Genomic DNA, 25,810 nt, shown 5'->3' on the forward strand with positions numbered 1-25,810 from the left:
GGGCCTTGGCCTAAGCTTGCCCGGTCTTTGCCATCACCGCTTTGTTGAAGTCTGCAAAGAACTGGCCGGCGAGTTTTTGCGATGTCGAATCGATGAGGCGAGAGCCGAGCTGGGCGAGCTTGCCGCCGACCTGCGCTTTCGTCGAATAGCGCAGCAAGGTTTCGGAGCCGTCTTCCAGCAGCGTCACGGTCGCCGATCCCTTGGCGAAGCCCGCGATGCCGCCCTTGCCTTCCCCTGAAATCGTGTAGCTCTCTGGCGGGTTGACGTCGGACAAGGTCACTTCGCCGGAAAAATTCGCCGAAACCGGCCCGATCTTCAGCTTGACCGCCGCCACAAGTTCGGTTGGCGATTTCTGCTCCAGCGTCTGACAGCCCGGAATGCACTGGCGGAGAATTTCCGGATCGTTGAGGGCCTCCCACACCACCTGGCGGGGTGCTGCAATTCGTTCTTCGCCGCCCATATCCATGTCGTGATCCTCCCAAGACCTGTGGCGGTACTATTGCTGCGGCGTCTCGTTTTGCCAAGGGGAACATTGGTGGGCGTGTGGCCCGATGAATAAAACGCGGCATCTGTCCGGCAGTGACTTTGAAGAATGCCGGGCAAATGCTATCTGCTGCCCCACGATCACCAATCTGAGCGGATGAACGCATTGAAGAACAAGGAAAGGCGGCCGGCAAAGAGGGTTCAGGCCGCTGCCCCAAAAAGGGCTGCTCGCAGCCCGGAGGCGTCAGCCAGGCCGCAACCGGCGAGGCAGGCAGCCCGTCCCCCGGAGAAGGCCGCAAAGCCGGCGGCCGTGACAGCACCGGCGGAAACGCGTGCGCTTCTTGCCCGCCAGGGGGAGAGGCCGGCCGAGCGGGTGCCGGTCATCCTGGAATCCTCCGGCGCAGGTGATTTCCACCTGATCGATAGCGGCAAAGGCTTGAAGCTGGAGCAATATGGCCCCTATCGGATTGTCCGGCCGGAGGCACAGGCGCTCTGGCAGCCGTCGCTTCCCGCCCATGTATGGGAAAAGGCGGATGCGGTCTTCACCGGTGATACGGACGAGGACGGCATGGGCCGCTGGCGCTTCCCGAAGGATGTTCTTGGCGAAACCTGGCCGCTATCGCTGCTCGGGGTCGATTTTCTCGGCCGCTTCACGGCCTTCCGGCATGTCGGCGTCTTTCCCGAGCAGATCGTTCATTGGGACTGGATGAAGCGTCGGGCCGAGGAGGCGAACCGCCCTGTCAAGGTGCTGAATCTCTTTGGTTACACCGGTGTGGCCTCACTTGTTGCAGCCGCCGCCGGCGCCGAGGTCACGCACGTTGATGCCTCCAAAAAGGCAATCGGCTGGGCCCGCGAAAACCAGGCTCTGGCGCGGCTTGAAAAGGCGCCGATCCGCTGGATCTGCGAGGATGCCATGAAGTTCATCCTGCGGGAGGAACGCCGTGGCAACCGCTATGACATCATCCTCACCGATCCGCCAAAATTCGGCCGTGGCCCGAACGGTGAGGTCTGGCAGCTCTTCGATCATTTGCCACTGATGCTGGACATCTGCCGGGAACTGCTTTCGCCGAAAGCGATCGGTCTGGTTCTCACGGCCTATTCAATCCGCGCGAGCTTCTATTCCATTCACGAACTGATGCGCGAGACGATGCGCGGTGCAGGCGGCGTGGTGGAATCCGGCGAACTTGTCATTCGCGAGGCTGGACTGGACGGCAAAAGCCCCGGCCGGGCCTTGTCCACGTCCCTTTTCAGTCGCTGGGTACCCGCATGACCGACGAATATCACAAGACTGGGCCACGACGCGTCGGCCAGGTGAAGGAAGTCACTTCGCTCGCCAACCCGATCATCAAGGATATCAAGGCGCTAACCAACAAGAAGGACCGCGAGGAGAGCGGCACCTTCATGGCCGAAGGCCTGAAACTCGTCATCGACGCGCTGGAACTCGGCTGGTCGATCCGCACGCTCGTCTATTCCAAGGCAGCCAAGGGCAAGCCGCTGGTCGAACAGGTGGCGGCAAAGACCGTGGCACACGGCGGGCTGGTTCTGGAAGTGAGCGAAAAGGTGCTGTCGTCGGTCACCCGCCGCGACAATCCTCAAATGGTTGTCGGCATCTTCGAACAGCGCTGGAAGAAGCTCGACGATCTGAAACCGGCTAGGAACGAAACGCTGGTGGCGCTCGATCGGGTCCGCGATCCGGGCAATCTCGGCACGATCATCCGGACGGCTGATGCGGCGGGAGCGTCCGCCGTTGTCCTCGTCGGCGAATCCACCGATCCCTTTTCGCTGGAGACGGTACGCGCCACCATGGGCTCGGTCTTCGCCATGCCTGTGGTGAAATGTTCGGCGGAAGAATTTCTCGCCTGGCAGAAGCGCTCGGGAGTGGAGGTTGTCGCCACCCATCTCGCCGGCGCCGTCGATTACCGGACGATCGATTACGACAAGAAGCCGGTCGTGCTGCTGATGGGCAATGAGCAATCCGGCCTGCCTGACAATCTTGCCAAGGCGGCTGACCGCACGGTTCGTATCCCGCAGCAGGGCAGGGCCGATTCCCTCAATCTTGCCGTTGCGACCGCTGTGATGCTCTTTGAGGCGCGCCGCCATCTGTTGACCCTGGACGAGAAGAAATGACCCAACGCGCCAGTTTTCTGTCGAGGCCGTTGGTGGCCCTGATCGTCATCGTCGTAGCTGTCGTCCTCGATCAGATGGTGAAGATTGCCGTCGAAAATTATCTTCCCATGGAAGAAGCCGTGCCGTTGCTGCCCGTCCTGGCGCTTTACCGCACCTATAATCTGGGCGTCGCTTTTTCCCTTCTGTCCGGCATGGAGCGCGAATTCATCATCGGCATGCGAATCGTCATCGTCGCCTTCGTCGTCTGGCTCTGGCGGCGCACTCCGAAGGATCGGGCTTTCGCCCATGCGGGCTTCGCATTGATCATTGCCGGTGCGATCGGCAATCTGATCGACGGTTTTCTGTATGGCCACGTGATCGACTACATTCTTTTCCACACGGCAACCTGGTCCTTTGCGGTGTTCAATCTGGCCGATAGCTTTATCACCGTCGGTGCCGGCCTGGTGGTACTCGACGAGCTTTTCGGACCGAAAACCGCCGATCAGTAAAATTTTACCTGATTGCTCTAAGGATTGGGAAAGAAACCTCGGTAGTCTTCCCCATATGCGCGACATTGCCGAAATACATGAGCGTATCGCCAAAGCGTTCGCGTCTCCCACCTCGGTCGAAAATGCCGAACCGGTGGAGGAGCAGGCTGTGCCTGCCTTGGGCCTTGGTCCACGCGAACAACCCCGCCCACCGGCCAATGCGGTCGCGGCGCTGTTTTCCCGCATCTTCGAATGGCGCCGCAGGCGCACGGTTTCCCGCCTGCATCAGGCCTGGAAAGATGCCGAGGCAGCCAGCGCGGCAAAATCCCGGCAGATCGCGACGGTTGTGCATGAAATCCGGACACCGCTGAACGGCATCCTCGGGATGACCCATCTGCTCGGCCAGACGAAGCTGACCGCAGAGCAGCAGAACTATCTGAGCGGCATCCGCCAATCCGGTTATGCCCTGGCGCAGCTCGTGGAGGACCTGCTCGACTACTCGACACTCGAGGCAGGTCGTTTCAAGCTTAACAATCGGGCCGAGAACCTGCGCCACGTGATCGAAAGCGTGGTTGAACTGCTGGCGCCTCGTGCCCACGAAAAGCGCATCGAGATCGCTGCCACCGTGGACGCCGATCTACCTGATCTGCTCGACTTCGACCCCGCGCGCATCCGGCAGGTGCTTTTCAACGTGATCGGCAATGCCGTTAAGTTCACCGCGGAGGGCGGCGTTCTGGTGCGGGCCTGTGTCGACAACGGAAATGTAGCGATTGCGGTTATCGATAGCGGTCCCGGCATGACGCCCGACGAACAGCGGCGGATCTTCGGCGAGTTCGAACAGATGGGCACCGCAGAAGCGCGCAGCGGAGGCACCGGCCTCGGCCTCGGAATTGCCTCTCGCATCCTCACCGAATTCGGCGGTTCGCTGTCCGTTGCGAGCCGCAAGGGAAGCGGCAGCACCTTCACGATCCGCTTTCCGCTGCAGCTTGCGGAAGTCGCGCAATCGGGCACCGTCGAGCGTAACCAGTTGCTGGCCCGCTCCCGTGTCCTCCTTCTGGCTCCCGATGGCCCGGCGGCGAGGGCGACGGTTGCGACCATCGAGACCCTGGGCGGTCGCTGCCGGCACGTGTCGAATACGGCGGAGGCCCAGATGCTGATCGACCGGGCGGAAGCCGGGCCTGTGCCCTATACCGATCTCATCGTCGACCACCGGCTGGCATCCGACTACGCCAATGAAAAAGCGCATGCGCCGCTGCACCGTATCCTGCTTGTCAACCCGGAGGAACGAGCCTCCCAGCCGCAGGATTTCTTCGATGCCTGGCTCATTCGACCGCTTCGCGAGAAATCGTTGATCGACGTGCTGAGCGGCCTGCTCAGGGGGTTCGGCACACGCGACGCGTTGAACGACAACCAGGTGCCGCCGGCGCCCGTCATCGAAAAACCCGTCGATGGGCTTTCTATCCTGCTTGGTGAAGATGATCCGGTCAGCGCCCTGCTCACCCGTTCCATTCTCGTAAAGGCAGGGCATCGCGTCATCCTCGCCGAAGATTTTCCCGCATTGCTGGAAGATGCGCTGCGGGAAGAGGCCCGGCCCGATCTGGTTATCTCGGATATACATATGCCGGGAGGGACGGTACTCGACCTACTATCGGCATTGCGCAAAGTAGAGAACCAGGGCGGCCTCGCACCCGTTCCGGTCATCGTCCTCACCGGCGAAAGCCGGGAGAATATCCGGCGGGAGGCCCTCCTTAATGGCGCGAGCGTTGTCTTGGGCAAACCGGTCGACCCGCTGAAGCTTCTGGACGAGATCCAGGCTCTGGACGCGGCCGCGTCCGGTCGTCAACAGATCCGTTGACGGAATCACTACCGGAACATATTGTCACAAAAGTTGTCACGTTCCTGTTGCAGAGACGTGATTTATGGCGGTGATCCAACCGGTACGGGACGAATCACCATGACACTTGAACTCCTGAACCGTAACTTGACCTCTGAAAAAACCCAGTCGCCGGCACCTGCCCCGGCAAGCGGCGATACCTTCGGCCGCATAGGCACGCTGGAAACCCGGCTTGCACGCAATGATCGCGAGATCGACGCCGCGCAGGCCGTGCGTTACCGCGTCTTTGTCGAAGAGATGGGCGCGACCCTGAATTCGGACGCCATGCGGCGCCGGCGCGATGTCGATTCCTATGACGCTATCTGCGACCATCTGCTTGTGATCGACCATGCGATTGAGGGCGATATCGAGGACCAGATCGTCGGCACCTATCGCCTGCTGAGGCAGGACGTGGCGCTCGCCAACGGCGGCTTCTATTCGGCCTCCGAGTTCGACATCGAGCCGCTGCTCTCCCGTCACCCGGACAAGCAGTTCATGGAACTTGGCCGTTCCTGCGTATTGCCGGATTATCGCACCAAACGCACCGTCGAACTGCTCTGGCAGGGCAACTGGGCCTACTCGCTGAAACACGGCATGAGCGCCATGTTCGGCTGTGCCTCCTTCCCGGGGATCTACCCGGAGGAGCACGCGCTGGCGCTGTCCTTCCTGCATCACACGGTTTCTACCAAGGGGGAGTGGGCAGTCTCCGCCCGTCCGGAACTCTATCGCAAGATGGATCTGATGCCATTCGAAGGCGTCAACGCCAAGAAGGCGCTGATGGCCCTGCCGCCGCTGATCAAGGGCTATCTGCGTCTCGGTGCGATGATCGGCGACGGTGCCGTCGTCGACCACGCCTTCAATACGACCGACGTGCTCGTCGTCTTGCCGATCGCCTCGATCTCCAGCCGCTACGTCAACTACTACGGCGCCGACGCCGGCCGGTTTGCGAGCTAACGCACCAGCCTGATTGGCCCGTTATATTGCTCGATCGTTCGTCCGGAGTCAGCAGCGGCATGCCTTCGGTTATGCTCTGCTTGCCAGCTCTGGCGATCACAAAACCCTCTCCTTTTGCCGCCTCCTCGACAAAGTGCGACAGATGAGTTTTCGCTTCATGAATATCGACCGTCTTCGTGGCAAAAGTAATCGGGTGGACTTAGTTTACTAACCTTCGTACACCCGGGTGTTGTCTTCACTCGGGCTCACGTCCCGGCATTATAAGCTGCGATCGCCGCCATATTGACGATGTCGCTGTCCTTGGCGCCCATCGAGGTGATCTGCACCGACTTGTCGAGTCCGACGAGTAGCGGTCCGATGACTGTCGAAGCGCCAAGCTCCTGCAGCATTCGAGTCGAAATCGATGCCGAGTGGATCGCCGGCATGACGAGCACGTTGGCGGTGCCGGAAAGCCGGCAGAACGGGTACTGCTCCATGCGGTGCGGATTGAGCGCCACGTCGGCTCCCATCTCGCCATCGTATTCGAAGTCCACCCGCCGCTGGTCGAGGATCTTCACCGCCTCGCGCACCCGTTCGGAACGCTCTCCGATCGGTTGACCGAAGGTGGAATAGGCAAGCAGCGCAACGCGCGGCTCGTAACCCATGCGCTTGGCAACGCGTGCGGCCTCGACGGCGATATCGGCGATGTCCTCGGCATTCGGCATGTCGTGGACCGCCGTATCGGCGACGAAGATCGTCCGGCCGCGCGAGATCACTAGCGAGACGCCGATCACCTTGTGGCCGGGCTTGGGGTCGATGCAGCGGCGAATATCCTGCAGTGCGGTCGCGTAGTTGCGGGTCGTGCCGGTTACCATTGCGTCCGCGTCTCCGATCGCCACCATGGTCGCGGCAAAGTGGTTGCGGTCGTTGTGAATGAGGCGCTGGACGTCGCGATGCAGGAAGCCTTGCCGTTGCAGGCGGGCGTAGAGATGATCCGTATAAGCCTCGACCCGATTGGAAAGGCGGGCATTGAGGATTTCGATGCCGGGGCGGTCGAGCTCTATGCCGGCCTTTTCCGCTGTCGCGCGGATCACGTCGTCGCGGCCGAGCAGGATTGCGGTTCCGAGTTCCTGATGGCAGAAGGAGATCGCCGCCCGCATGACCTGTTCTTCCTCCGCCTCCGCGAAGACCACCCGTTTCGGAAAGCGGCGCACGCGCTCGTAAATGCCTTGGGTGGTAGCGGCGATGGGGTCGCGGCGGGCGGAGAGCTCGCGGCCATAGGCGGCAAGGTCCGTAATGTTCCTGCGCGCCACGCCGCTTTCCATTGCCGCTTCCGCAACGGCGACCGGGATCGCCGAAATCAGCCGCGGATCGAACGGCACGGGGATAATATATTGAGCGCCGAAGCGCGGCCGGTTGCCCTGGTAGGCCGCGGCGACATCGTCCGGCACGTCTTCCCGTGCCAGTTTGGCAAGGGCTCTGACAGCCGCGATCTTCATCGCATCGTTGATCTGGCTTGCCCGAACGTCGAGAGCGCCCCGGAAAATGTAAGGAAAGCCGAGGACGTTGTTGACCTGGTTCGGATAGTCCGAGCGGCCGGTCGCCATAATCGCATCGTCACGGATACGGGCGACTTCTTCCGGCGTGATTTCCGGATCCGGGTTCGCCATGGCGAAGATGATCGGCTTGTCGGCCATGGAGCGGATCATCTCTTCGCTGAAGGCGCCTTTCTGGGAAAGGCCGAACACGACATCCGCGCCCTTCATCGCCTCTTCAAGCGTCCGCTTGCTCGTCTTCACCGCATGCGCCGATTTCCACTGGTTCATACCCTCGGTGCGCCCCTGGAAGATGACGCCCTTGGTGTCGCAGAGGATGATGTTTTCCGGATTGAAGCCCATCGCCTTGATGAGTTCGACGCAGGCGATCGCCGCAGCCCCCGCGCCGTTGCAGACGAGCTTCGTCGTCTTGAGGTCGCGTCCGGTCAGTTCCAGCGCATTGATGAGGCCGGCGGCGGCAATGATTGCCGTGCCGTGCTGGTCGTCATGGAAGACCGGGATGTCCATCAGCTCGCGCAAGCGGCTTTCGATGATGAAGCACTCCGGCGCCTTGATATCTTCGAGATTGATGCCGCCGAAGGAGGGGCCGAGGAAGCGCACGCAGTTGATGAATTCGTCGACGTTCTCGGTATCGACCTCGAGATCGATGGAATCGACGTCGGCAAAGCGCTTGAAGAGGACGGACTTGCCTTCCATGACAGGCTTGGAGGCAAGTGCCCCGAGATTGCCGAGGCCGAGGATCGCCGTGCCGTTGGAGATGACGGCGACCATATTGCCGCGCGTCGTGTAATCGTAGGCGGTGGCAGGATCGGCCGCGATCGCCTTGACGGGCACGGCGACGCCAGGTGAATAGGCGAGCGAAAGATCGCGCTGCGTCGCCATCGGTTTGGTCGGATTGATCTCGAGTTTCCCGGGTCGGCCTTCGGAATGAAAGTCGAGCGCCTCCTGTTCGGTCACGGATGTGCGCGTGCGGGCCTTGTCGTTGACGGGCATGTCTCCTCCAGCTTTCAGCTTTTTGTGGGCAGCCGTCCTCCAGGCCGCGGCAGATATTGTCTTTCAGGGGCCAACATCGATAGTGTCGCCAATTCCTGTGCGCAACAAAAAATCGGTTCTGTGACCCAATTTGAAAGATTCTCCATCGAAGCCCTGAATGCAGCCGAGCTTGCCTCGGAGGAAAGCCGCGCGTCCGCGACGCCGATGATGGAGCAGTATATCGAGATCAAGGCGAACAATCCCGGTTCGCTGCTCTTCTATCGCATGGGTGATTTCTACGAACTGTTCTTCGAGGATGCGATCGATGCGTCCCGCGCGCTCGGCATCACCCTGACGAAGCGCGGCCAGCACATGGGCCAGGATATTCCCATGTGTGGCGTGCCCGTGCATGCAGCGGACGACTATCTCCAGAAGCTGATCTCGCTCGGCTTCCGCGTTGCCGTCTGCGAACAGGTGGAGGACCCGGCGGAAGCAAAGAGGCGCGGTTCGAAATCGGTCGTAAAGCGCGATGTCGTCCGGCTCGTGACGCCGGGCACGATCACAGAAGAAAAGCTGCTCGTCGCCTCCGAATCCAACTATCTGATGGCGCTCGCCCGCATCCGCGGCTCCTCGGAAGCGCAAATGGCGCTTGCCTGGATCGACATCTCGACCGGCGTCTTTCGGGTCGCTGAAACCGATCCGTCGCGCCTGCTCGCCGATATCCTGCGCATCGATCCGCGCGAGCTGATCTTGGCTGACACCATTTTCCACGATGCGGAGTTGAAGCCGGTCTTCGACGTGCTGGGCAAGGTTGCCGTGCCGCAGCCATCCGTTCTGTTCGACAGCGCCAGCGCCGAAGGCCGCATCGCCCGCTATTTCGGTGTCGGGACGCTGGACGGCTTCGGCACCTTCTCCCGCTCCGAGCTGGCCGCCGCCGCGGCCGCGGTCGCCTATGTGGAAAAGACCCAGATTGCCGAACGCCCGCCGCTCGGCCGGCCGGAACGCGAAAGCGGCGCCTCGACGCTCTTTATCGATCCCGCCACCCGCGGCAACCTGGAACTCACCCGCACACTGTCCGGTGAACGCGAAGGCACTCTCCTGAAGACGATCGACCGCACCGTCACCGGTGGCGGCGCTCGTCTGCTCGCCGAGCGGCTGATGTCACCGCTGACTGATCCCGACCGCATCAACCGGCGGCTCGACTCGATTTCGTTCCTCTTGGAGGAGCCTGGGCTCTGCTCCGAGCTTCGTTCTTCGCTGAAACACGTGCCGGATATGCCGCGTGCGCTGTCCCGTCTGGCGCTGGATCGCGGCGGTCCGCGCGATCTCGGCAGCATCCTGCAGGGGCTGGAAGCGGCGCGCGGCGTGGCGGCCTTTCTTGATGGTGCTCTGCTGCCGGAAGAGCTCGGCAATGCGCTCACCGATTTGAAAGCCCTGCCGCTGCACCTGGAATCGATGCTTTCCAACATGCTGGCCAGGGAACTGCCGCTCCTGAAGCGCGACGGCGGCTTCCTGGCTGACGGCGCCCATTCGGAGCTGGACGAGGTGCGTGCGCTGCGCGATCAGTCCCGCCGCGTAATCGCGGCGCTCCAGCTTCAGTATGCCGAGGAGACCGGCATCAAATCGCTGAAGATCAAGCACAACAACGTGCTTGGTTACTTCATCGAAGTCACTGCCGGCAATTCCGGCACCATGACCGACACGCCGGAAGGCAAGGCGCGCTTCATCCATCGCCAGACGATGGCGAGCGCCATGCGCTTCACCACGACGGAGCTTGCCGATCTCGAAAGCCGGATCGCCAACGCCGCCGATCGGGCGCTGACGATCGAACTCGAAGCCTTCGGAAAAATGGTCGAGGCCGTTACCGCCGAAGCCGAGGCGATCAAGGCCGGCGCCCGCGCGCTCGCGGTCGTCGATGTGGCGGCGGGCCTCGCGATGCTCGCCGAGGAGTGGAACTACCGCCGTCCGGTGGTGGATGCCTCCTGCATGTTCGCGATCGAAGGGGGTCGGCATCCGGTGGTCGAGCAGGCATTGCGCCGCCAGTCCTCGGGTCCCTTCATCGCCAACGACTGCGATCTTTCCCCGTATGGGACCGGCGAGTTCGGCGCGCTCTGGCTGCTCACCGGCCCGAACATGGGCGGTAAATCAACCTTCCTGCGCCAGAATGCGCTGATCGCCATCCTTGCGCAGATGGGCTCCTTCGTGCCGGCGACCTCCGCCCATATCGGCATCGTCGACCGGCTTTTTTCCCGGGTCGGCGCTTCGGACGACCTGGCGCGCGGCCGCTCCACCTTCATGGTGGAAATGGTCGAGACGGCGGCGATCCTCAACCAGGCGACCGACCGGTCGTTGGTGATCCTCGACGAGATCGGCCGCGGCACCGCCACCTTCGACGGCCTGTCGATCGCCTGGGCGGCGGTCGAGCACCTGCATGAGGCGAACCGCTGCCGCGGCCTCTTCGCCACCCACTTTCACGAACTGACCGTGCTGTCGGAAAAGCTCAATCGTCTCTCCAACGCCACGATGAAGGTCAAGGAATGGGACGGCGAGGTGATCTTCCTGCACGAAGTCGGCCCAGGTGCCGCCGACCGCTCTTACGGTATCCAGGTCGCCCGGCTCGCGGGACTTCCCGACAGTGTCGTGGCCCGCGCCCGTGATGTTCTGACCAAGCTCGAGGATTCCGACCGCAAAAACCCGGCAAGCCAGCTGATCGACGACCTGCCGCTCTTCCAGGTCGCAGTGCGCCGCGAGGAGGCCAAGCGCGCCGGGCCGTCGAAGGTGGAGGAGGCACTGAAAGCAATCAACCCCGACGACATGACCCCGCGCGAGGCATTGGACGCGCTTTATGCGCTGAAGAAGCAGCTGAACTGACAGCTTTTGATCTGAGAGCAAGACGGCCGGCGCATCCTGCGGCGGTCTCTTCATGCTTTTCGACTTGGAACATGATAGGCATCGAAATCTGGATTTGAGGCGACTTTCGTCGGATATCTGCATTGCTCTCCATTCCCTTGCCATTCCTTGCCGGCCTTGTCTTCGCGCTGACGCTTTATCGCAGCCTGAAGGGCGTCGAAGTCCCCGGCACCCGCCGTTATTTTTATGCTTTTCTCGCCCTTTATGCCTTGCAGGGCATCGGTGTGGGTCTGCGCTTTGGTTATGGTGTCGAGGGGTTGACACCCTTTCTTCCAGTCTCGGCATCCATCATGCCGCCGCTTGCTTTTCTGGCGTTTCGCGGGTTGACGTCGAAGCCTCTCCCGAGGCCCTGGCTCCATCTGCTGCCGCCGCTTGCCGTTTCGATCACCGTTGGGCTCTTTCGGGATCTGGTCGACCCGCTGCTGCTGGCCGTCTTCGTCGGCTATGCTTTCGCGCTGTGGCGGCTCACCGTTGCGAACGGCGCCGAGGTGATGGCCGAGGCCTCGCTGCAGCGCATGCGCCCGGCGTTTCGTGCGGCCCGTCTGACCGCAGGTCTGATGTTATTCTTTGCTGTAAGCGACGCTGGGCTCGCCGTCTATGCAGGCCTCTACGGCTCCGATGATGTGCCTCTCGCGGTCGCCATCATGAATATCGCTGCAATCGCCGCCGTGGTGGTCTATTACTTCGCGCCGGAGCTTGCGGTCTCCGGCGCTCCGGCAAGGCCGGCCATGAAGGCGACTGCCGAAGAGGGCGCCATCCTCGCCCGTGTGGAGGTGGCGCTGGAGGATCGCGAACTTTACAAGAGTGAAGGTCTGAGCCTCGCGAAGCTTGCCCGCAGGACCGGCCTCTCCGTGCGAGATGTCTCTTCCGCCATCAACCGCGCGACCGGCCTCAACGTCTCGCAATTCGTCAACAACCGGCGCGTCGCCGAAGCCTGCCGTCTCCTCAGGGAGAGCGAGCAGACGGTCACCGCGATCATGTTGGATGTCGGCTTTTCGACGAAATCGAACTTCAACCGCGAATTTCGTCGCGTGACGGGCATGAGCCCGGCGCAGTACCGCATACGGGCCAATCAGGCGCAAAGCGGCTCCGCAGAACCGAAGCGGACTTGAACTTTGTGTCGGGAAGAAACAACTTTGAAACGACCGGCAGTGATAATTGTTGGTCAAGGTGCCCCGAAATCGCTATAGCCTCCCCGGCAGGCCGGCACCGGCAGGATAACATGGCCAGACACGATATCGATTTTTCTGAACTGCTCGACGCAACCCGGCTCAGGGCCGAATGCAAGGCGATCGCCGAGGACAAGAACCGCTCGCAGCTGGAATTGCGCGCCGCTCTCTTGCCGGTCCTGCGCCGCGCCAGCGTCGAAGGACGCGAAAAGGCGCGGGAACTGTTGGCCAGGGACGGCAGCGGGCTCGCCTGCGCGCGGCGCATTTCCTGGCTTCAGGATCAGCTGATCTGCGCCCTGCACGAAACAATCGCAGCCGGCGTCTATCCGGAGAGCAGCGCGATCGCGATCGCGGCTGTCGGCGGTTATGGACGCGGCACATTGGCGCCGGGGTCCGATATCGACCTTCTCTTCCTTCTCCCGGAGAAAAATTCGGAGAATATGCGCAAGGCCGTGGAGTTCCTGCTTTACGTCCTGTGGGATCTGGGCTTCAAGGTCGGCCATGCCACCCGCACCCTGGAGGAATGCATCCGCCTGTCCAAGACGGACATGACGATCCGCACGGCCATCCTCGAGAGCCGGGACATCTGCGGCTGCGAGCGTCTGGTGAAGGAGCTGGAGACCCGTTTCGACAGGGAGATCGTCGCCGACACAGGCCCTGAATTCATCGCCGCCAAACTCGCCGAGCGCGACCAGCGTCACCAGAAAGCGGGTGATACCCGCTATCTCGTGGAGCCGAACGTGAAGGAAGGCAAGGGCGGTCTTCGCGACCTCCATACCCTCTTCTGGATCGCGAAATATTATTACCGCGTCCGCGATACGGCCGATCTCGTCAAGCTCGGCGTCCTCTCGCGCGAGGAATGGCGCCTGTTCGACAAGGCGGATGACTTCCTTTGGGCCGTTCGCTGCCACATGCATTTTCTGACCGGCAAGGCGGAGGAACGCCTTTCCTTCGACATCCAACGCGAAATCGCCGAAAGCCTCGGTTACCATTCGCGTCCGGGCATGTCCGCCGTCGAGCGCTTCATGAAGCATTATTTCCTGGTCGCCAAGGATGTCGGCGATCTCACCCGCATCCTCTGCGCCGCGCTCGAAGAACATCAGGCGAAGGCGGCGCCGGGCCTGACCCAGCGTGTCATCTCGCGCTTTACCAAGCGGCTGCGCAAGATCCCCGGCACGGTCGAATTTGTGGAAGATCGCGGTCGCATCACGCTTGCCGACCCGGATGTCTTCAAGCGCGATCCGATCAATATCATACGCTTCTTCCATGTGGCGGATATCAACGAGCTTGAGCTGCATCCGGACGCGCTGAAGCACATGACCCGCTCGCTCTCGCTGATCGACAACGACGTGCGCGAGAACGAAGAGGCCAACCGCCTCTTCCTCTCCATGTTGACCTCCCGCCGCGATCCGGCCCTCATGCTCCGCCGGATGAACGAGGCGGGCGTTCTCGGCCGCTTCATTCCCGAGTTCGGCAAGGTCGTGGCGATGATGCAGTTCAACATGTATCATCACTACACGGTCGACGAGCACCTGATACGCTCGGTGGAAGCGCTGTCAGAGGTGGATCAGGGCAAGGCCGCCGATATTCATCCGCTCTCGAACAAATTGATGCCGAGCATCGAGGATCGGACGGTGCTTTACGTCGCCGTCCTGCTGCATGATATCGCCAAGGGTCGCCAGGAGGATCACTCGATCGCCGGCGCCCGCATAGCGCGCAAGCTCTGCCCGCGGCTCGGGCTCAACCCGAAACAGACCGAACTGGTCGTCTGGCTGATCGAGGAACATCTCCTGATGTCGATGACCGCCCAGACGCGCGACCTGCACGACCGCAAGACCGTTACCGACTTTGCCGAAAAGGTGCAGTCGATGGACCGGCTGAAGCTGCTCCTCGTGCTGACCATCTGCGATATCCGTGCGGTCGGTCCGGGCGTCTGGAACGGCTGGAAGGGCCAGCTGCTGCGCACGCTTTATTATGAGACCGAGCTGCTCTTGTCCGGCGGCTTCTCGGAGCTGTCGCGCAAGGAGCGCGCCAAGCAGGCTGAAGAGGAGCTTTTCAAGGCGCTTGGCGACTGGAGCCAGAAGGAGCGCCGCACCTATTCCAAGCTGCATTACCAGCCTTATCTGCTCTCGGTATCGCTGGACGATCAGGTCCGCCACGCCAAATTCATCCGCGATGCGGACAAGGCCGGCCAGGCGCTTGCCACCATGGTCCGCACCGACTCGTTTCATGCGATCACCGAGATCACCATTCTGGCGCCGGACCATCCGCGCCTCCTGTCGATCATCGCCGGCGCTTGCGCCGCGGCGGGCGCCAATATCGCCGACGCGCAGATCTTCACCACATCCGACGGGCGTGCGCTGGACACGATTCTCATCAATCGCGAATTCCAGGTGGACGAGGACGAGCTTCGCCGCGCCGGCACGATCAGCCGCATGATCGAGGACGTGCTGTCGGGCAAGAAACGCCTGCCGGAGGTCATTGCCACCCGGGCCAAATCCCGCAAGCGCAACAAGACCTTCGTCCTGCCGCCCTCCGTCACCATCTCGAACGCGCTTTCGAACAAGTTCACCGTCATCGAGGTGGAGTGCCTGGACCGTACGGGCCTGCTTGCGGATATCACCGCGGTCCTGGCCGACCTGTCGCTCGATATCCATTCAGCGCATATCACCACCTTCGGCGAAAAGGTCATCGATACCTTCTACGTCACAGATCTCGTCGGCTCGAAGATCATCAACGAGAACCGCCAGGGCAATATCTCTGCGAGGCTGAAGGCCGTCATGTCGGAACAGGAAGACGAGTTGAGAAGCGGCATGCCGACCGGCATCATCGCGCCTGCGCCGACGCCTGCCCAGCGCAAGACCAAGGCAAGCGCGTGAGCCGTCTTTGATGAACATCTTTGCTTGGAAGTACACCCCCCTCTGGCCTGCCGGCCATCTCCCCCACAAGGAGGGAGATCGGCTGGCGGAAACGGTGTCACCAAACAATAGGCGCCCCTATTCGGCTCTTCGCCAATTTGGCGGGAAAAGCGCGCCGCTTGTAATCTCCCCCCTTGTGGGGGAGATGGCCGGCAGGCCAGAGGGGGGCGGGCTTGCTGAAGCCGGTGCTATTTCGCACGACACGATGAGCCCCGCCCTATGAGCCTTGTCAGAAAATTCGCGACCGTCGGCGGTGCGACGCTTGGCAGCCGTATCTTCGGTTTCGCGCGTGAGACGCTGATGGCCGCCGCCTTGGGCACCGGGCCGATGGCCGATGTCTTTTATGCCGCCTTCCGCTTTCCTAACCTTTTCCGGCGCCTGTTCGCCGAAGGCGCCTTCAACGCAGCCTTCGTGCCGCTCTTTTCTAAGGAAATCGAGGCGAACGGCATAGAAGGCGCCAAGCGGTTTTCGGAAGAGGTCTTCGGCGTTCTGTTTTCGGCCCTGATGATCATCACCATCGTCATGGAACTGGCTATGCCGTGGCTGGTGGAATGGGTGATCGCGCCGGGTTTTGCTGATGACCCGGAAAAGACGTCGATCACGATCCGCATGGCGGCCGTGATGTTCCCCTACCTGATGTGCATGTCCTTGACGGCGATGATGAGCGGTATGCTCAATTCGCTGCATCATTTCTTTGCGGCAGCGATCGCCCCGGTCTTCCTCAATGTCGTGATGATCGCGGCCCTGTTTTATGGGCTTTGGATCGGCGCTGAACCGCTCACCATCGCCTGGTATCTCTCCTGGAGCGTGCTGGTCGCCGGCATCCTGCAATTGGCTGTGGTCTATGTCGGCGTGCGCCATGCCGGCATCAATATCGGCTTCCGCCGCCCGAGAATGACGTCGAACGTCAAGCGCCTTCTCGTCCTCGCCGTGCCGGCGGCGGTGACCGGCGGCATCACCCAGATCAACCAGATCATCGGCCAGGCGATCGCATCCGGCAAGGAGGGCGCGATCGCGGCACTTCAATACGCCGACCGGATCTATCAGCTTCCGCTCGGGGTGGTCGGCGTTGCGGTCGGGGTCGTCCTGCTGCCGGAGCTCGCAAGAGCCTTGAAGGCTGGCCATGTGAAGGAAGCTGCCAATACCCAGAACCGATCGATCGAGTTCGTGCTGTTCCTGACGCTGCCGGCCGCCGCAGGTCTTTGGATACTTTCGGAAGCGATCATCCGGGTTCTCTACGAGCGCGGTGCCTTTTCGGCGGAAAACACTGACGTCGTGGCTTCCATTCTCGCCATTTATGGTGTCGGTCTTCCGGGCTTCGTGCTGATCAAGGCGCTGCAGCCGGGCTTTTATGCCCGCGAGGATACCAGGACGCCGATGCGTTTCACCATGGTCTCCGTCGTCCTCAATTCCGTCCTGGCGATCTCGCTCTTTCCGCTGATCGCCGAGCGCGGCATCGCGACGGCGGAGGCGGCCGCCGGCTGGATCAATACCGTCCTGCTCTTTTCGACGCTCCTCTGGCGCGGCGACCTTGCTTGGGAATGGGCGCTTGCGAAGCGGCTCATCCTGCTGCTGGTCGCCGCCGGCATCATGTCGGCAGCACTGATCTATGCGCTGCCCTATGCCGGGCCGTGGCTGGCGCCGCAGGTTTCGCTGCTTTATCAGGTTGCAGCACTCGGCGCCCTGCTGATGCTTGCCATGGTGGTCTATTTTGCCGCGGCTTTCCTGATCGGCGGCGCCGATATCGGCATGATCCGGCGGAACCTGAAGCGAAAGCCGAAGATAGGCTAGCCTCTCGACCGTCGCCCGCAATGGACCCAGCGCCGTTTAGGCCCGATATCCACGTGGACGATGCCGTTGCAGTAGCGCCCGATGCCGCCGATTCCAGGCGCGCTGGAAGCCGCCGCAAGGATCGTCCGTTCCGAAACGCCGGGCACGCGGATATCTGCGGCGTAGCAGTTGCTGTGCTGCGATCGGCCTGATCGTGGCCGGTGACCGGACGTCACCATCGGCTTTCGGCCGGTCTGCTTTGCGATATGGGCAAGAATGGCTCCGAGTTTTTCCGGAAAACAGTTCGTCCGGACGCTCACCCGTTGCACGGTGTAAAAGGCGGTATAGTCGTGTCTGAAAATGTTGCCTCGGCGTTTCTGGCTTTCGCCGGCTTCGGCGTTCACATTGAATCCGAGCGCCAGAAGGCAGGTAAGCGCGACGCGAAAAATATTGCGCATGACATCCCCCGAGATGAGACCCGTCGTTCATGACGGATTAACCGTGGTACGGGGAGAGTATTTCTTTTCCAAAAGAGGCGCGAATAAGGAGGCTTTTGCTCAAAAATGGGAAAGTTCCTGCCTTAAAGGCTAATAGACGTTAATCTTTTCGGATGATGGGGAGCAAGAAATTCCCCTTTATAGGTAGGCGACGGAAAGCTTGAGACCAAAAGTGGTAGGTGGATCGGCTTTCGCCATTCCTTTCCCGGCATCGGCTGTCCGGGGACGATTTTCTTCCATCCCCTCGCATCCCCGTCCGCGCCGGCTCCGCCTAGAATTTGCCTGTCCCGCTTCGGCTACACCGGCCCGCATAACCGGCGAGGCGGGACCGGTGATCTGGCGAACCGCCCTTATGCAAGCGGATCGTCAGGGGCTGCGCAGAAAATGGTTCCCCCCTCGCCGGAACCGGCGGGGCGTGCGTGTGTCGCACACAAACCGGCCCTGATAAACATCATCGACAAACGGGTCGCCGCAGAGGAACCGGAGTTGCGCGGAAAAACACACCGAACGGGACACGTCGCGTGTCACCTAAACTAATTTATACGAGGCACACGACGTGTCCCGGCCGAAACTGAAAAATCACGACAGCACCAAGGGACGAGTCTGCCTTTAAATAAAGCCCCGCGCGCCCCTTGATCCCGCATCCTCCACCGTGCATAAGCCCGCGCGTTAGCAACATGGCCCTTCGGGCCTGGGGCCCTCCACCAGCCTATCGAGGACGATAATGAATTCCTTCAAGCCGCTTGTTTTTTCCGGCGTTCAACCGACCGGCAATCTCCATCTTGGCAATTATCTCGGCGCAATCCGCAAATTCGTCGCACTCCAGGAAAACAACGACTGCATCTATTGTGTCGTCGACCTGCATGCGATCACCGCCCAGCTCGTCCATGACGATCTTCGCGGCCAGATCCGTTCCATCGCCGCAGCCTTTATCGCCTCGGGCATCGACCCAAAGAAACATATCGTCTTCAACCAGTCGGCCGTGCCTCAGCATGCCGAACTTGCCTGGATCTTCAATTGCGTCGCCCGCATCGGCTGGATGAACCGCATGACCCAGTTCAAGGACAAGGCCGGCAAGGACCGCGAAAACGCCTCGCTCGGCCTCTTGGCCTATCCGAGCCTGATGGCCGCCGACATCCTCGTTTACCGCGCCACCCATGTGCCGGTCGGCGACGACCAGAAGCAGCACCTCGAGCTTGCGCGCGATATCGCTCAGAAATTCAATATCGATTTCCAGGAGAAGATCCGTGCGACCGGCACCGGCGTCGACATGGTCGTCGGGGAGGAGCCGATCCACGGTTATTTCCCGCTGGTCGAACCGCTGATCGATGGTCCGGCGCCCCGCGTCATGTCGCTGCGCGACGGCACCAAGAAGATGTCGAAATCCGATCCGTCGGATCTTTCGCGCATCAACCTGATGGACGAGCCGGAAGAGATCGCCAAGAAGATCCGCAAAGCCAAGACCGACCCTGAAGGTCTCCCGAGCGAGGTCGAGGGACTGAAGGGCCGCCCGGAAGCGGACAATCTCGTCGGCATCTATGCCGCGCTCGCAGACAGGACGAAGGCCGATATTCTTTCCGAGTTCGGCGGTCAGCAGTTTTCGGTCTTCAAGCCGGCGCTTGCCGATCTCGCGGTCAGCGTGCTTTCGCCGATTACCGCCGAGATGCGGCGGCTTCTGGGCGATACGACCCACATCGATGCGATCCTTCGCGATGGCGGCGAGCGCGCCCGCGCCCGGGCCGAGAAGGTCATGGGCGAGGTCTTCGATATCGTCGGCTTTCTGAAATAAGTCAGGCGTCACGTAAAGATTGCATACCCGCCATGGCTTTCATGGCGGGTTTTCATTTTTCGCTGTTGGTATAAGTTCGCCATCGCGACCGCTTCGGTCGTGAACCGGCGAAGAGGGGGCAGCATGGTTTCAAAACGGCTTTCTCGGCTTGAAGGGCACCGTCGCAAGTTCATGGCGGTCATCGATGGAACGCCGGAATGTGAAAAGGCCGTCCATTATGCCGGCCGTCGCGCCAAGAACTCGAATGGAGGCCTGGTTCTCCTGTTCGTGATTCCCGAAGGCGATTTCCAACAATGGCTCGGCGTCGAGCAGATCATGCGCGCCGAGGCGATGGAAGAGGCCGAAGCGGTCATGGCGAAGGCGGCGCAGCGGGTGCGCGAAACGATCGGCATCGACCCGGAAATCGTCATCCGCGAGGGCAGTGCCACGGAACAGATCAATCAGCTGGTCGAGGAGGACCGCGACATCGCCATCCTCGTTCTCGCCGCTGGTTCCGCCAAGGAAGGTCCGGGACCGCTTGTATCGTCCATCGCCGGCCGGGCGGCGGCTTTCCCGATCCCGGTTACCGTGCTCCCGGATACGCTCACGGCCGAGGAAATTGACGCCCTCTGCTAGAACAATTCGAGGAAACGTGCAGCGGTTTTGCGTCCGAGATCGCGTCAAGACAAAGAGCCCGCTTGACCTCGAAATGGTAAAGACGCACTTGAACCAAAAGATGATACGGCTTATCTTCTTTTGAAGAATTCTAAATTTCAGGGGCGACATTGCCCGGGAGAAACAAAATGTTCATTCAGACGGAAGCCACACCCAATCCGGCGACCCTGAAGTTCCTGCCGGGCAAGGTGGTGATGGAAAAGGGGACTGCCGATTTCCGCAATGCCGGAGAGGCAGAGGCTTCCCCGTTGGCGACGCGGCTCTTCGCGATCAACGGGGTGAGCGGCGTCTATTTCGGTTACGATTTCATCACGGTCTCCAAGGAAAGCGCCGAATGGCAGCACCTGAAGCCCGCGATCCTCGGTTCGATCATGGAACATTTCATGTCGGGTCAGCCGGTCATGGGCGGCACCTCCACGCTTGCCGAAGTCTCGGACGAGGAAGGCGAGTTCTTCGACGAGGATGACGAAACCATCGTTGCGACGATCAAGGAGTTGCTGGAGACGCGTGTTCGCCCGGCCGTCGCTCAGGATGGCGGCGACATCACCTTCAAAGGTTTCCGCGACGGTACCGTCTATCTCAACATGAAGGGCGCATGCTCGGGCTGCCCGTCCTCGACGGCAACGCTGAAGCACGGTGTGCAGAACCTGCTGCGCCATTTCGTTCCGGAAGTGCAGGCGGTCGAGGCTCTCTGAGCCCGCCGATTCCTCCGCATGATCGTTTTGGCCATTGATACCGCCGGGGTGGATTGTTCCGCTGCGCTGTTTGACAGCGCGGAGGGCAAGGTCCTGTCTGCCGTTACTGAAACAATCGGCAAGGGCCATGCCGAACGGCTGATGGCGGTGATCGATCAGGCGCTTTTCGAAGCCAATCTCCCGCTTGAAAGGGTGGGCCGGATCGCCGTCGTCATTGGCCCCGGCTCCTTTACCGGCATCAGGGTGGGGGTGGCCGCGGCTCGCGGACTTGCCTTGGCACTCGGCGTAGATTCCGTCGGCGTGACCACGCTGGAGGTCCTGGCTCGCAGCTACCTGGCCGGGCATCCGGGCAAAGGGGTGGTCGCCGCCATGGACGCCAAGCGCAACGAGATTTATGCGCAGGCATTTTCCGGCGAAGGCACGGCCCTCAACCAGGCTGCGGCCCTTTCTGCCGAGAATGTGGCCGGGCTTGCCCGGACTTTCTCCGCCGTGGTCATCGGCTCGGGTGCAGCCGCTTCCGCCGGCAGCGGCGAAGGCGCCGGTTCCGACCGGTTCGATATCGCCATGGTCGCCCGTATTGGTGCTGAAAAACCGCTGGATGCGGAACGTCCGAAACCGCTATATCTTCGCGGACCCGATGCGAAGCCGCAGACCGGCTTCGCCCTTGCACATATCTGACTGCTCCGATGTTCGACGACTACCTGAGTTGGAAGCCCTTTTTCGAAATCGTGCCGATGGAAGTCGCCGACTGTCCGGAAATATCCCAGCTGCACGGTCAGCGGTTTCCGCGCCAGTGGAATGACGGCGAGTTTCAGAGCCTGCTCCTGCAGCAGAATGTTTTCGGCTTCGTGGCGCGCCAGACCAATGCCTTTTTCTCGAAGCCGCTTGGTGGTTTTGTCCTGTCGCGCGAGGCGGCGGGTGAAGCGGAAATCCTGACTTTGGCGGTGAACGAGAAGTTCGGCAGGCAGGGGCTCGGCTGGCGGTTGATGCAGGCCGCCCTCAGGGAGGCCGCAGCCCGCGGCGGTGAGAGTATGTTTCTCGAGGTCGAGGCCGCAAACCGTGGGGCGGTCGGACTTTATCGCAAGCTCGGTTTCGAGACGGTCGGGGAGCGGGCGGCCTATTATGCGGGGACGGATGGGACACGATCCGCGGCGCTTGTCATGAGCCGCGTTCTTCGTTAGTCCCTAACTTCAGACTGGAACGTTTCGAGGCCAAACGACATGACAGACCTTTCCAAAACCCTGGAGGAGCTGTGTGCGGAAAAGGGCATGCGAATGACGGACCAGCGTCGTGTGATTGCCCGTATCCTGCAGGAATCCGCCGACCATCCGGATGTCGAGGAACTTTACCGCCGCTCCTCCAAAGTAGATCCGCGTATCTCGATCTCGACTGTCTATCGCACCGTCAAGCTGTTCGAGGACGAGGGGATTATCGAAAGGCATGATTTTCGCGATGGCCGCTCGCGTTATGAAACCGTGCCGGAAGAACATCACGACCACATGATCGACCTCACTACCGGCAATGTCATCGAATTCCGCTCGGCGGAAATCGAAGCGCTGCAGGAGCGAATTGCCCGCGAGCACGGCTTCCGCCTCGTCGGCCATCGGCTGGAGCTTTACGGCATCCCGCTCGACAAGGACGATAAGTGATAACCTGGCTGCGGATCGGCCTCATTGTCGTCTCCCTCTTCGCAGTCACGCTGATCCTTTTGCCGTTCCAGCTGGCCGGCCTCCTCTTCGACCTCAAGATCCGGCGTCGTGTCCCGCGCTACTGGCACAGGGCGGCCTGCTGGTTGCTCGGGATCCGCATCCACGTACACGGGCATCTCGAGTACCGCCGGCCGCTGATGCTCGCCTCCAACCATGTGTCATGGAAGGACATTCTGGTGCTCGGCGCGGTGGCGGATGTCGTCTATATCGCAAAGGCGGAAGTTGCCGACTGGCCTATTTTCGGCACCTTGGCAAAGCTCCAGAAGAGCATTTTCATCGCCCGCGAGCAGAAGCGTCGGACGGGAGAGCAGGTAAACGAGATTGCCGAGCGGATGAAGGCAGGCGAGATCGTAGTGCTTTTTCCCGAGGGCACGACATCGGACGGCAACCGGCTCATGGAGGTCAAATCATCGCTCTTTGGAGCGGCGGCCGCCGCGGCGCCTTACACGTCCGGAGGCGTCGTGCATGTCCAGCCGGTGGCGCTCGCCTATACCCGTGTGCATGGCATGGCGATGGGCCGCTTCCACCGGCCGATCGCGGCTTGGCCGGGCGATATCGAACTCGTCCCGCATCTGATGGGCGTGCTGAAGGAAGGCGCGCTCGATGTCGATGTGGCGTTCGGCGAAACGGTGGATTTCCGCACCGGGGACAATCGCAAACATCTGAGCCAGGCAATCACCAGCCGCATCCGGCGCATGCTGATCAGGCACCTGCGCGGCCGCGACTATGAAGGCATGTAGGAAATGCTTCATTTCCCGGCCCTCTTGCGGTAAAGAGCCCGCATGAACGAACACGTCTCCCTCTCAGTTCCGGCCGACGAGCCGCCAGCGCGTCAGAATGAGCGCACCAACAGCCGGAAGGTCTTCATCAAGACCTACGGCTGCCAAATGAACGTCTACGATTCCGGCCGCATGACCGATGCGCTGGCAGGCGATGGCTATGTGGCGACTGAAGAGATGGGTGAGGCGGACCTGATCCTCCTCAATACCTGCCATATCCGCGAAAAGGCGGCGGACAAGGTCTATTCGGCGCTCGGGCGTCTGCGCGACATGAAGAAGGCAAGGGCCGCCGAGGGCAAGGAACTGATGATCGGCGTGACGGGCTGCGTCGCGCAGGCCGAAGGAGAGGAAATCCTCCGCCGCGCCCCCGCCGTCGATGTCGTTATCGGTCCTCAAACCTATCATCGGCTGCCGGAAGCGCTGAAGCGTGCGCGGGCCGGTAACCGCGTGGTCGACACCGAATATGCGGTCGAGGACAAGTTCGAACATCTGCCGGTAACGGAAAAGGCAAAGATCCGCGCCCGCGGCGTGACCGCTTTCCTGACGGTGCAGGAGGGCTGCGACAAGTTCTGCACCTTCTGCGTGGTTCCTTACACGCGGGGTTCGGAAGTTTCGCGGCCGGTGCAGCAGATTTTGGACGAAGCCCGGCGGCTGGTGGATGCGGGTGTCCGCGAGATCACGCTTCTCGGCCAGAACGTCAACGCCTGGCGCTCTGAAGGCGAAAAGGGCGAATGGAGCCTCGGCGATCTTCTCTACAGATTGGCGGAAATCCCCGGACTGGCGCGGCTGCGTTACACGACGAGCCATCCGCGCGACATGGACGACAAGCTGATCGAGGCGCATCGCGATCTGCGTGCGCTGATGCCCTATCTCCACCTGCCGGTGCAGTCGGGGTCGGATCGTATCCTCAAGGCCATGAACCGGCGTCACACGGCGGCGGAGTATCTCCGTCTCGTCGAGCGCATACGCACTGTCCGTCCGGATATCGCGATGTCCGGCGATTTCATCGTCGGATTTCCGGGAGAGACCGATCAGGATTTCGAAGATACGCTGCGCATTGTCGAAGAGGTGCACTATGCCCAGGCCTTTTCCTTCAAGTACTCCACCCGTCCAGGCACTCCCGGCGCGGATCTGTCCGATCAGGTTCCGGAGGACGTGAAGGCCGAAAGGCTCGAAAGATTGCAGGCCTTGCTCTTGAAACAGCAGGCCGACTTCGCCAAATCCTGCGTTGGAAAGGTCATCGACCTGTTGCTGGAAAAGCCCGGCCGCATGCCCGGACAAGTTATTGGACGTTCTCCATGGCTCCAGTCTGTGAATGTTGATGCAAAAACTTCGCAAATCGGTGACATTGTTAAGGTGCGAATCATCGGAACCGGCCCAAACAGCTTGTTTGCCGAACCGGCAGAGAGTTTAATCGGGCCCTGAACCCAGAATAGGAGCTTGCCTGCTTGAACGGACATGAATTGGTTTCTTCACCCGCGCGCCAACCCCGATCCGCCGTGACCGACGCCAATCACTTCGTCCTGACGTTCGAGAACAACAGGTTCGCAAGCGAGCTTTTCGGACAGTTCGACCAGAATTTGAAGCTTCTCGAGGAGCGGCTGCATATCGATGCCCGTCCACGTGGCAATTCGGTCGCCATTTCCGGCGACCTGACCGCCACCAACCAGGCCCGCCGGGCTCTGGATTTTCTTTACGACCGGCTTCAGAAAGGCGGCTCTGTGGAAGTATCCGACGTTGAAGGTGCTATCCGCATGGCGCAGGCGGCCGACGATCAGCTCACTCTTCCCACGTTGGAGCGTAAAGCCAAGTTGTCGATGGCTCAAATTTCCACCCGCAAGAAGACGATTGCGGCACGCACTCCCACCCAGGACGCCTATATGCGGGCGCTGGAACGGTCGGAGCTTGTTCTGGGGGTAGGGCCTGCCGGTACCGGCAAGACCTATCTTGCTGTCGCCCATGCTGCCCAGCTTCTGGAGCGTGGCGCCGTCGACAAGATCATCCTGTCCCGCCCAGCCGTCGAAGCCGGCGAGCGCCTCGGCTTCCTGCCGGGCGACATGAAGGAAAAGGTCGATCCCTATCTCAGGCCGTTGTACGACGCGCTCTACGACATGATGCCCGGCGACAAGGTGGAGCGGGCGATCACCGCCGGCGTCATCGAGATCGCGCCGCTCGCTTTCATGCGCGGCCGGACGCTTGCCAATGCCGCGGTTATTCTCGACGAGGCCCAGAACACCACATCGATGCAGATGAAGATGTTTCTGACACGTCTTGGCGAAAATTCCCGGATGATCGTCACCGGCGACCCGAGCCAGATCGATCTGCCGCGTGGGGTTAAGTCCGGACTGGTCGAGGCGCTGCAAGTGCTGAAGGGCGTGGAAGGCATTTCCGTCATTCGCTTCAAGGATACCGATGTCGTCCGTCATCCGCTGGTCGGCCGCATCGTCAAGGCCTATGACGCGCAATATGCCGTTCACGAGGAAAGCGAGGACTTCGATCGTTGAGATCG

At 61.3% G+C, this 25,810-nt stretch carries 21 protein-coding genes; 18 read left to right on the plus strand and 3 right to left on the minus strand.

Annotation, left to right across the window (positions count from 1 at the left end; translation table 11 throughout):
• Positions 1–10: 10 nt before the first annotated feature.
• Positions 11–466, minus strand: coding sequence for a carbon monoxide dehydrogenase subunit G (locus EDE09_RS00460; RefSeq protein ID WP_105370459.1), 456 nt, complete (start codon positions 464–466; stop codon positions 11–13).
• A 174-nt stretch (positions 467–640) separates the two neighbouring features.
• Between EDE09_RS00460 and EDE09_RS00465 the strand changes: the two genes are divergently transcribed.
• The 5 genes from EDE09_RS00465 (at position 641) to EDE09_RS00485 (ending at position 5,904) form a co-directional block, all read left to right on the plus strand.
• Positions 641–1,753: a class I SAM-dependent methyltransferase gene (locus tag EDE09_RS00465; protein ID WP_112802525.1), complete on the plus strand. Its 1,113-nt coding sequence runs from the start codon at positions 641–643 to the stop codon at positions 1,751–1,753.
• The gene (locus EDE09_RS00470; RefSeq protein ID WP_112802486.1) at positions 1,750–2,610 is read left to right on the plus strand and encodes an RNA methyltransferase; all 861 of its coding nucleotides are present in this window, start codon (positions 1,750–1,752) and stop codon (positions 2,608–2,610) included. Before EDE09_RS00465 ends, EDE09_RS00470 begins: the two co-directional genes overlap by 4 nt.
• The gene (lspA, locus tag EDE09_RS00475; protein ID WP_112802488.1) at positions 2,607–3,098 is read left to right on the plus strand and encodes a signal peptidase II; all 492 of its coding nucleotides are present in this window, start codon (positions 2,607–2,609) and stop codon (positions 3,096–3,098) included. The genes EDE09_RS00470 and lspA overlap by 4 nt, the downstream gene beginning before the upstream one ends.
• Before the next feature lie 55 nt (positions 3,099–3,153).
• Positions 3,154–4,932: a response regulator gene (locus EDE09_RS00480; protein ID WP_112802491.1), complete on the plus strand. Its 1,779-nt coding sequence runs from the start codon at positions 3,154–3,156 to the stop codon at positions 4,930–4,932.
• A gap of 99 nt (positions 4,933–5,031) precedes the next feature.
• Entirely contained in the window at positions 5,032–5,904 is an 873-nt protein-coding gene (locus tag EDE09_RS00485) for a GNAT family N-acetyltransferase (protein ID WP_105370463.1), read from the plus strand.
• A 245-nt stretch (positions 5,905–6,149) separates the two neighbouring features.
• Here the strand turns inward: EDE09_RS00485 and EDE09_RS00495 are convergent, their stop codons facing one another.
• Entirely contained in the window at positions 6,150–8,432 is a 2,283-nt protein-coding gene (locus EDE09_RS00495) for an NADP-dependent malic enzyme (protein ID WP_105370464.1), read from the minus strand.
• Positions 8,433–8,636: 204 nt separating this feature from the next.
• On the opposite strand from EDE09_RS00495, the gene mutS reads away from it, so the two are divergent.
• The 4 genes from mutS to murJ all read left to right on the plus strand — a co-directional run bounded on the left by mutS (position 8,637) and on the right by murJ (position 17,199).
• Positions 8,637–11,282: a DNA mismatch repair protein MutS gene (mutS, locus tag EDE09_RS00500; protein ID WP_245505060.1), complete on the plus strand. Its 2,646-nt coding sequence runs from the start codon at positions 8,637–8,639 to the stop codon at positions 11,280–11,282.
• A 122-nt stretch (positions 11,283–11,404) separates the two neighbouring features.
• Positions 11,405–12,433 carry an AraC family transcriptional regulator gene (locus tag EDE09_RS00505; RefSeq protein ID WP_112802500.1) on the plus strand — a complete coding sequence of 343 codons (1,029 nt, stop codon included), beginning with the start codon at positions 11,405–11,407 and terminating at the stop codon, positions 12,431–12,433.
• Positions 12,434–12,543: 110 nt separating this feature from the next.
• Positions 12,544–15,369: a [protein-PII] uridylyltransferase gene (locus tag EDE09_RS00510; RefSeq protein WP_112802502.1), complete on the plus strand. Its 2,826-nt coding sequence runs from the start codon at positions 12,544–12,546 to the stop codon at positions 15,367–15,369.
• Positions 15,370–15,627: 258 nt separating this feature from the next.
• Positions 15,628–17,199 carry a murein biosynthesis integral membrane protein MurJ gene (gene murJ, locus EDE09_RS00520; protein ID WP_112802506.1) on the plus strand — a complete coding sequence of 524 codons (1,572 nt, stop codon included), beginning with the start codon at positions 15,628–15,630 and terminating at the stop codon, positions 17,197–17,199.
• On the opposite strand, the gene EDE09_RS00525 is transcribed toward murJ, so the two are convergent.
• The gene (locus EDE09_RS00525) at positions 17,196–17,636 is read right to left on the minus strand and encodes a DUF882 domain-containing protein (protein ID WP_105370469.1); all 441 of its coding nucleotides are present in this window, start codon (positions 17,634–17,636) and stop codon (positions 17,196–17,198) included. The two genes, murJ and EDE09_RS00525, sit on opposite strands and share 4 nt — an antisense overlap.
• 763 nt (positions 17,637–18,399) lie before the next feature.
• On the opposite strand from EDE09_RS00525, the gene trpS reads away from it, so the two are divergent.
• The 9 genes from trpS to EDE09_RS00570 all read left to right on the plus strand — a co-directional run bounded on the left by trpS (position 18,400) and on the right by EDE09_RS00570 (position 25,805).
• Positions 18,400–19,464: a tryptophan--tRNA ligase gene (gene trpS / locus EDE09_RS00530; protein WP_112797500.1), complete on the plus strand. Its 1,065-nt coding sequence runs from the start codon at positions 18,400–18,402 to the stop codon at positions 19,462–19,464.
• 123 nt (positions 19,465–19,587) lie between these two features.
• The gene (locus EDE09_RS00535) at positions 19,588–20,079 is read left to right on the plus strand and encodes a universal stress protein (protein ID WP_105370471.1); all 492 of its coding nucleotides are present in this window, start codon (positions 19,588–19,590) and stop codon (positions 20,077–20,079) included.
• Between the two features lie 167 nt (positions 20,080–20,246).
• Positions 20,247–20,813 (plus strand): NifU family protein, encoded by a 567-nt coding sequence (locus EDE09_RS00540; protein ID WP_112797497.1) that lies wholly within the window; start codon positions 20,247–20,249, stop codon positions 20,811–20,813.
• Positions 20,814–20,831: 18 nt separating this feature from the next.
• Positions 20,832–21,491 (plus strand): tRNA (adenosine(37)-N6)-threonylcarbamoyltransferase complex dimerization subunit type 1 TsaB, encoded by a 660-nt coding sequence (gene tsaB / locus EDE09_RS00545; protein WP_132408329.1) that lies wholly within the window; start codon positions 20,832–20,834, stop codon positions 21,489–21,491.
• An 8-nt stretch (positions 21,492–21,499) separates the two neighbouring features.
• The gene (locus EDE09_RS00550) at positions 21,500–21,994 is read left to right on the plus strand and encodes an N-acetyltransferase (RefSeq protein ID WP_132408331.1); all 495 of its coding nucleotides are present in this window, start codon (positions 21,500–21,502) and stop codon (positions 21,992–21,994) included.
• Between the two features lie 39 nt (positions 21,995–22,033).
• Complete coding sequence (locus EDE09_RS00555) at positions 22,034–22,462, plus strand: Fur family transcriptional regulator (RefSeq protein WP_105370475.1); 429 nt, start codon at positions 22,034–22,036, stop codon at positions 22,460–22,462.
• Positions 22,459–23,262: a lysophospholipid acyltransferase family protein gene (locus tag EDE09_RS00560; RefSeq protein ID WP_132408333.1), complete on the plus strand. Its 804-nt coding sequence runs from the start codon at positions 22,459–22,461 to the stop codon at positions 23,260–23,262. The genes EDE09_RS00555 and EDE09_RS00560 overlap by 4 nt, the downstream gene beginning before the upstream one ends.
• Before the next feature lie 42 nt (positions 23,263–23,304).
• A complete protein-coding gene (miaB, locus tag EDE09_RS00565; protein WP_112797489.1) occupies positions 23,305–24,726 on the plus strand; it encodes a tRNA (N6-isopentenyl adenosine(37)-C2)-methylthiotransferase MiaB in 1,422 nt (473 codons plus the stop codon).
• Between the two features lie 23 nt (positions 24,727–24,749).
• Positions 24,750–25,805: a PhoH family protein gene (locus EDE09_RS00570; RefSeq protein ID WP_105370478.1), complete on the plus strand. Its 1,056-nt coding sequence runs from the start codon at positions 24,750–24,752 to the stop codon at positions 25,803–25,805.
• Positions 25,806–25,810 lie beyond the last annotated feature (5 nt).

It is taken from the genome of Neorhizobium sp. S3-V5DH (assembly GCF_004343065.1).
GTDB classification, from domain to species: domain Bacteria; phylum Pseudomonadota; class Alphaproteobacteria; order Rhizobiales; family Rhizobiaceae; genus Neorhizobium; species Neorhizobium huautlense.

What these genes read in the sequence shown, in the direction of transcription:
- EDE09_RS00555 (WP_105370475.1), top strand. Translation starts at nt 22,034, where the DNA reads ATGACAGACCTTTCCAAAACCCTGGAGGAGCTGTGTGCGGAAAAGGGC.
- tsaB (WP_132408329.1), top strand. Translation starts at nt 20,832, where the DNA reads ATGATCGTTTTGGCCATTGATACCGCCGGGGTGGATTGTTCCGCTGCG.
- EDE09_RS00495 (WP_105370464.1), bottom strand. Translation starts at nt 8,432, where the DNA reads ATGCCCGTCAACGACAAGGCCCGCACGCGCACATCCGTGACCGAACAG.
- lspA (WP_112802488.1), top strand. Translation starts at nt 2,607, where the DNA reads ATGACCCAACGCGCCAGTTTTCTGTCGAGGCCGTTGGTGGCCCTGATC.
- EDE09_RS00480 (WP_112802491.1), top strand. Translation starts at nt 3,154, where the DNA reads ATGCGCGACATTGCCGAAATACATGAGCGTATCGCCAAAGCGTTCGCG.
- murJ (WP_112802506.1), top strand. Translation starts at nt 15,628, where the DNA reads ATGAGCCTTGTCAGAAAATTCGCGACCGTCGGCGGTGCGACGCTTGGC.
- EDE09_RS00550 (WP_132408331.1), top strand. Translation starts at nt 21,500, where the DNA reads ATGTTCGACGACTACCTGAGTTGGAAGCCCTTTTTCGAAATCGTGCCG.
- mutS (WP_245505060.1), top strand. Translation starts at nt 8,637, where the DNA reads ATGATGGAGCAGTATATCGAGATCAAGGCGAACAATCCCGGTTCGCTG.
- EDE09_RS00535 (WP_105370471.1), top strand. Translation starts at nt 19,588, where the DNA reads ATGGTTTCAAAACGGCTTTCTCGGCTTGAAGGGCACCGTCGCAAGTTC.
- EDE09_RS00525 (WP_105370469.1), bottom strand. Translation starts at nt 17,636, where the DNA reads ATGCGCAATATTTTTCGCGTCGCGCTTACCTGCCTTCTGGCGCTCGGA.
- EDE09_RS00465 (WP_112802525.1), top strand. Translation starts at nt 641, where the DNA reads ATGAACGCATTGAAGAACAAGGAAAGGCGGCCGGCAAAGAGGGTTCAG.
- EDE09_RS00510 (WP_112802502.1), top strand. Translation starts at nt 12,544, where the DNA reads ATGGCCAGACACGATATCGATTTTTCTGAACTGCTCGACGCAACCCGG.
- EDE09_RS00470 (WP_112802486.1), top strand. Translation starts at nt 1,750, where the DNA reads ATGACCGACGAATATCACAAGACTGGGCCACGACGCGTCGGCCAGGTG.
- EDE09_RS00460 (WP_105370459.1), bottom strand. Translation starts at nt 466, where the DNA reads ATGGATATGGGCGGCGAAGAACGAATTGCAGCACCCCGCCAGGTGGTG.
- EDE09_RS00485 (WP_105370463.1), top strand. Translation starts at nt 5,032, where the DNA reads ATGACACTTGAACTCCTGAACCGTAACTTGACCTCTGAAAAAACCCAG.
- miaB (WP_112797489.1), top strand. Translation starts at nt 23,305, where the DNA reads ATGAACGAACACGTCTCCCTCTCAGTTCCGGCCGACGAGCCGCCAGCG.
- trpS (WP_112797500.1), top strand. Translation starts at nt 18,400, where the DNA reads ATGAATTCCTTCAAGCCGCTTGTTTTTTCCGGCGTTCAACCGACCGGC.
- EDE09_RS00540 (WP_112797497.1), top strand. Translation starts at nt 20,247, where the DNA reads ATGTTCATTCAGACGGAAGCCACACCCAATCCGGCGACCCTGAAGTTC.